This window comes from Thalassolituus sp. UBA6592 (assembly GCF_002433655.1).
GTDB lineage: Bacteria > Pseudomonadota > Gammaproteobacteria > Pseudomonadales > Oceanobacteraceae > Venatoribacter.
This window is the reverse complement of the sequence record NZ_DJIO01000159.1, coordinates 1-6,283: the sequence shown is the minus strand read 5'-3', so window position 1 is coordinate 6,283 and position 6,283 is coordinate 1. Positions and strand designations below refer to the sequence as shown.

At 50.3% G+C, this 6,283-nt stretch carries 6 protein-coding genes; 4 read left to right on the top strand and 2 right to left on the bottom strand.

Features of this window, described 5'->3' with window-relative positions:
* Window positions 1-1,923, bottom strand: a 1,923-nt coding sequence (locus tag B2Z72_RS16070; protein WP_297005280.1) for a DUF3369 domain-containing protein, incomplete at its 3' end; no start/stop codon positions are given.
* A 124-nt stretch (window positions 1,924-2,047) separates the two neighbouring features.
* Window positions 2,048-2,803: a TSUP family transporter gene (locus tag B2Z72_RS16065; RefSeq protein WP_297005278.1), complete on the bottom strand. Its 756-nt coding sequence runs from the start codon at window positions 2,801-2,803 to the stop codon at window positions 2,048-2,050.
* A gap of 266 nt (window positions 2,804-3,069) precedes the next feature.
* Here B2Z72_RS16065 and B2Z72_RS16060 point away from each other — a divergent pair, with 266 nt between their 5' ends.
* The 4 genes from B2Z72_RS16060 (at window position 3,070) to B2Z72_RS16045 (ending at window position 6,218) form a co-directional block, all read left to right on the top strand.
* Window positions 3,070-3,666, top strand: coding sequence for a hypothetical protein (locus B2Z72_RS16060; RefSeq protein WP_296984518.1), 597 nt, complete (start codon window positions 3,070-3,072; stop codon window positions 3,664-3,666).
* 82 nt (window positions 3,667-3,748) lie between these two features.
* A complete protein-coding gene (locus tag B2Z72_RS16055; RefSeq protein ID WP_296984517.1) occupies window positions 3,749-4,111 on the top strand; it encodes a YgiW/YdeI family stress tolerance OB fold protein in 363 nt (120 codons plus the stop codon).
* A 117-nt stretch (window positions 4,112-4,228) separates the two neighbouring features.
* The gene (locus B2Z72_RS16050; protein WP_296984515.1) at window positions 4,229-4,897 is read left to right on the top strand and encodes a response regulator transcription factor; all 669 of its coding nucleotides are present in this window, start codon (window positions 4,229-4,231) and stop codon (window positions 4,895-4,897) included.
* Complete coding sequence (locus tag B2Z72_RS16045) at window positions 4,887-6,218, top strand: sensor histidine kinase (protein WP_296984513.1); 1,332 nt, start codon at window positions 4,887-4,889, stop codon at window positions 6,216-6,218. The genes B2Z72_RS16050 and B2Z72_RS16045 overlap by 11 nt, the downstream gene beginning before the upstream one ends.
* Window positions 6,219-6,283: the final 65 nt, after the last annotated feature.

The window sequence follows — 6,283 nt, the reverse complement described above, 5'->3', positions numbered from 1 at the left end:
ATATCCGGTACCGAAATCATCAATACTGACGCCCATCCCCAAAGCAATAAACTGCTTAAGCAATACGTCAAACTTCTCGAAATCGGCAATCATTTCCGACTCGGTAATCTCAATATCCAGCAGCTCAGGCACAACCAATTTATTGGTAACAACAGAAAAGATAGCTTTGGAATAGTTGCGGTTGAACAGATCTTTGGCCGAGGCATTAAACGAAACCGGCAGTGCATAGCCATGGCTGCTCAGTGTCTGAATAGCTTCCAGGCTCATCCCCAATACCTGCTGATCAATCAGGGTAATCAGCCCGGATGCCTCGGCCAATGGAATAAAGTCCAGTGGCGGGATCATCACGCCGTGTTCATCAAAGATACGCACCAGCGACTCAAAGCCAACAACCTCATTGCTGAGCATATCCACTTTGGGCTGCAGCATGATCGTCAGACTGCGGTTCAGCAATGCCTGCTGCACTTTCTGCAGCAATAGTGTCCGGTCACGGATCTGAATACGATAGTCGTCTTTATATTCGGTGTAGCTGATGTTCTTTTCGTTGGCATAAACCAGAGAGGCTTCTGCCAGTTGCAGTATTTCCTGCGCGGGCAATTCCGCCATCATTGACAGATCAGCCCGACAAAAACTGAGCAGCAGATGATGCTCAATATCGGCAATACTCAGGGTACGCTCGGCCGCCATTTCCATAACGCCGGGCTCCGGCACCAGAGTTTTATCCAATACGATGCCAAAAACACCTGAGCTGACTACAGCAAAGCAGGTGTAATCCGGGATGACATCATTGAGACCTTCCATAAACCGCATCAACAGATTGCGGCAGTAACTTTCGCCAAACGCGATCATCATATCCGGGTAGCGTCGTATCGAAACCAGCATAAGTACAGAACGCTGGCGTTCCGGTAAACTCATGGAACCGATTTCCCGCAATAATCCGTTGCGGTTGAATACACCCAGATATTCATCAAAGTAAGCCACCATAGAAACACGGTTAATCAGTGCTACGTTGGCAAATCCTGTGCGGATATTTTCGCTGAAAACCTGCAGCATATAAATCTGATGTTCGCTGGGTTTTACCTGGCCATCGACGACGACCAGATATTGGTAACCATCGATGTGTGCGGTTTCGAAATAGAGGACAGTATACTCGGCCTCAAACTGATGCTCTTTGCTGGCTTTTGCCTGTTGCAGAGTTGCATGATATTTCGCCAGATGATCTGACGTCAGTGTTTTGCCGTTCAGCTTACTGAATCTGCCACTGCCGGCAATAACCTCAAATTGATCGGCACCGAAGCTGCTGCTGCTACAGACGATACCGCCGCCTTCAGCATCAATTACTTTGCCGATGGAACTCAGTACCGCTTCAGCAAATCCCGCTAAATCCTGTTTACTGTAGAGGTTGCGGGAAGCATCAATGATTACCTGCAGGCCTTTCCTGGCATGATTCAGGTTGTCCATATACTGCCAGGTACGCAGGTTACTGCGCACTACAGAATGAAGTTTTTCCCGGGTCAGATCGGATTTGTTCCAGTATTCATTGATATCGTACTGTTCCATCACTTCTTTGCGTGGTGCCATACCGGGTTGTCCGGTAAGCAGAATCACACGCATGGCTGAGTTCCCAAGCACGTCACGGATAGAACGCACCAGCGTCAGGCCGGCATCGTCCTCTTCCATCACCACATCGACCAGTACCAGAGCAATATCAGGGTGTTCAGACAGAACGCTGGCCGCCATCGCAGCAGAAGATGCGGTAAGAACGTTGACCGGACTGTCGTCGACCGTTATGCCACGCAGATTATGCAGCAGAGAGGCCTGATACGTTGCATCATCCTCTACCGACAGTATTTTCCAGCCATTACCATTTTCTGAACCCTGCTGAGCGCTTTCCGCCGCAAAGGAAAAGACTTCGTCGGACATCCGGTCACCTCAATTCCAACCTGCTATAAATGCAGACACGTATACAGTTCAGACTAGACGAAGAATCAGGAAATGCCCGGGCTCTGGCCCGCTTCAGCGAAGCTTACGACATAAGTCAGTCAGATCAGTCTGACAGCAGCAGTTTGAGGCTGATGGCGATACACACGCCAATGGTCATGATACGGATCAGGCCAACGCCGTGGCGCATGGCCGAGGCTGCCCCCAGACGGGCACCAATCACCTGTCCCGCAGCCATACAGATACCTACGGTCCAGACGATCTGGCCGGAGAACACAAACACCGCCAGCGAGACGATGTTGGTGGTGAAATTCATCAGTTTGGCGTGTGCTGTCGCATCCAGCATGTTCATACCACGCAACTGGCAATAGCCAACGGTAAAGAAAGTGCCGGTTCCGGGACCGAAGAAGCCGTCATAGAAGGCCACTGAGGGCAGCAGGCTGCCACCAAACTGAGTTTTACTCAGGCGCGCCTTAGTCGCCTGGCGACCGACGTTCTTCGCCAGCAGCAGATAAAGTGCGATACCGATCAGAGCAAACGGAATAATCTGCACCAGAATGTCGGCATTAAACCACTGAATCGCAACAGCACCCGCCGCTGCCGCCAGCAGACAAACGATGATTGCCGGGACCTCAAGCCGGGGCCTGATCAATCCCCGGCGGACAAAATAGCGCATCGCAGTAAAACTGCCGAAACTGCCCTGCAGCTTGTTGGTGGCCACTGTCTGTACCGGTGGAACGCCTGCCGCCAGCATTGCCGGAATCGTTAACAGACCACCGCCACCGGCGACAGCATCCACAAAGCCAGCGACGCCAGCCACAGCAAATAACATCAGGAGCAGTTCAGGGGTAATTTCAGGCATCAGAGCAAACCGTACAGCAGGTTGAGTTCAGCAGGCGGGAAGGTTCCCGAAGCGCCGGCAAGGGCCACAAAGAAAGGGTCACATCACATAAACAGGACCAAAAATGGCAACAGAGTGCGACGATATGGCACCCTGTTGATAAGAACAACAAAACTTTGCAGAAACAGTGTAATCTGATCACTTGCTAAGCAAAAACCCGAATCCCGAAACCCTAAACCTGAAACCCTGTCAGGTACTGCGAACATCCGGACAACAAGGCAACGCCAGTGACTTCAGATATTCATCACGACCACAGCGGACGCCGCCTCAGTGCGTCTGAAAGCGAGAAGCGCCGCCTTGAGCATGAAGCAGCGCGTCTGTTTATGCGTGCTTATGAACATCAGTTCCATCAGAGTATCCGCCATATCTGGCACAATGATCCGGCCAAGCCTGATATTTCCTGTTATTTACAGGGGCAGAAACTGGATCTGGAAATTGCGCATTTATACGCCAGCGAACAGGAAGCCCGCATTGCCTCGGGTGATGCTGCCGGCAGCAGAGAGCATGAACACTATCACGGCAGCGAGCACCTCTGGGCCTACCTGCACGACCTGGCAGGCATGGACTGGCAACAGCGTCTGAAACAGTCGCTGAGCCGCATACTGACAAGCAAAGCCCGCAAGCACTACAACTCACGGCGCTGCTGGCTGGTCATCCGTAACGCCAGCCCTTTATGGCAACGGCAGGAATTCTGTCAGCTGCTGCCTCATCTCAACCTTCCACCCCACCCGTTTGAACAGATCTGGGTTGTGCCCGACTTTTCCGGCGAGGAACCTCTGGTAAAACTTTTCCCAAAGATAAAAACGCCGGGCCTTAACAAATAAACGAAGCAGTCATCCAGGTCTTCACGTTTTCTTCACGCCCGTTATGGTGTTATTTCTGCGGAAGTTAAACGGAGAACATACTATGCAAATTCTGAAATCCCACTTACTGGCTTTTTCTGCCCTGCTGCCAGTTGCCGCGTTATCCATGACAGTGCATGCTGAATACACAGGCCCCACCGCTGAAGGCGATCACACTCTGGCTCAGATTCTGGCCAACCCAGTTGACGATCAGCCGGTGACTCTGAGCGGATATCTGGTGAAAAAACTAAGCTACGAAACCTATGTATTTTCTGATGGTACTGATGAAATTCAGGTAGAGCTTGAGCAGGAAGACTTTCCACCTCAGCCATTTGATGAAAATACCCGAATATTGATCATGGGAGAGGTGGAAGTCGATCACGATAAACCAGTACAGATCGAAATCGAACGTTTAACCATAAAATAACTCGAACCTTACAGTGCAGGCAGATGCAAAGGTGTCATTTGTTCCACCGGATAGATCTGCCTGCTTTACCATTTACCTGTCACAGTGTGTGGAAGCGCGGAACCGGCGAATAATTTTATGCGTATTCTGATTGTCGATGACAACCAACAGATCATGGCGACCCTGGCTGAGTATCTCGAATTGGATGGCTTTGGAGTCGATTGTGCCTATAACGGGCAGATGGCCATCGAGCTGGTCAAACAGCATGATTTCGATGTCATTATTATGGATATTATGATGCCACGGCTGAATGGCATCGACACCGTTAATATCCTGCGCAATGAAATGAATATCCGCACACCTATTATTTTTCTTACCGCTAAAAACAGTCTGGATGACAAAACCGCCGCGTTTAATTCCGGTGGCGACGATTACCTGATCAAACCTTTTGCTATGGAGGAATTACTGCTGCGCATACACGCTGTGTGCCGGCGCAGCGTGATCGCTCCGGCCCCTCATCTGACTGTTGGCTCTCTGATGTTTGATATAAACAACGAACAGCTCAGCCTTGCTGGTGAGGACATACATCTGAGTCCGATACAGAGCCGCATCGTACAGCTGCTGATGACGCACTACCCAGCAATGGTCAGTCGTCAACGAATGATTGATGAAGTCTGGCAGGATGAAGAACCGGACAGCGATGCGTTGCGCAGCCATATGTACGCCATTCGCCAGATATTCAGCCGTTTCCCGGATAAACCCTTATTAAAAACCCTGCCTGGCAAAGGTTACTGCCTTGAAATCTGAACAGCATCAGCGGCCACGGTTGTTCCGACGTCTGACACTGTATACCTCAGTTCTGGGAATACTGTTCATCAGTCTGTTTTTTACTACCACCTACGTCGCTCAGGAACACATGGAAATCATCAGCCTGCACCATTGGCTGGATGCAGAAGCCAATATGCTGGAAAATGAATACCGGCAAACACAGTCATTTTCTTATCGCCCTAATCCAGCGGAATTTGATATCTATCGTTCCAACAGTGGTATCCCTGCCTGGCTCAGCTCCTATACAAAACCGGGCTTCTTTGAACACCAGCTGGGGCCTGAAGACAAGCACTTCCTGATCCGCCAGGACCCATCCGGTAACGGCCTGCTGTACATCGTGTTTAAAGATAACGCCGATGATTATCTCGATCCTTACGAAGAAAAACTTCATATTGCCAGTCTTATTACCAGCACCGCAGTGCTGCTATTAATGATTACCTATGGTGCTTATCTGGTGCGTCAGTTTGCCTGGCCACTGCAGCAGCTTGGAAAAAAAATACAGCAGATGCCACCAGACCAACCGGATTTTGGTGCAGAGTCTCCCTATGAGGAAATCTACCGCATTGAACAGGCCCTGAGCGACAGCAAACGTCAGATTGCCGGTTATTTCCGCCGCGAACAGGAATTCAGTCGATTTGCCGCCCATGAAATCCGCACCCCACTTATGGTATTGCAGGGGTCTGCCGACCTCATCAACCGTTGTATCAGTGATGGTCAGCCAGGTTATAAGGCCGCCATTCGCATTGCTCAGGCAGCGCAGGATATCCGCTTATTAACCGATACATTTTTACTGCTCGGCCTTGATCATATAGACAGCCAACATTACGACCGGGTAAACCTCTCTGTCCAGTTGCATCAACAAATCGGTGAGGCGGCAAAGCTGCAACCTGCGCCGTGTCTGTTATCAGAGCCAACAGCTGAGCACTGCACCGGCCAGTCACTTTTTAAAACCAATATCCCTGACGAACTGTATATATGCGCACCACAGAGCTTCGTCCTTATTATGCTTAATAACCTGTTGCGCAATGCACTCAGCTACAGCAATGGCATGATAGAGGTTACCTGCACTCAGGCCCGGTTGACCGTCACCAACCCAACGTCAGACTTACCTGATCATTCTCCAAACAAAGAGAATGGCAAGCATAATCAGGATAAACATTATGGCTACGGCCTGACCATTGTTGAACGGATCTGTGAACGGCTGAACTGGCAACTGACAGTGGAAAGACATGCCAATGGCGGTCAATTTTCTGTGAGCGTCGATATGTCGTCATCATTATCAGACGCCACCAACAAGTAGCAGCCGTGCAACACGGAGATATAAAAAACCCGGGCAAGCCCCAATGCTGTTCACTTAAGACTTGA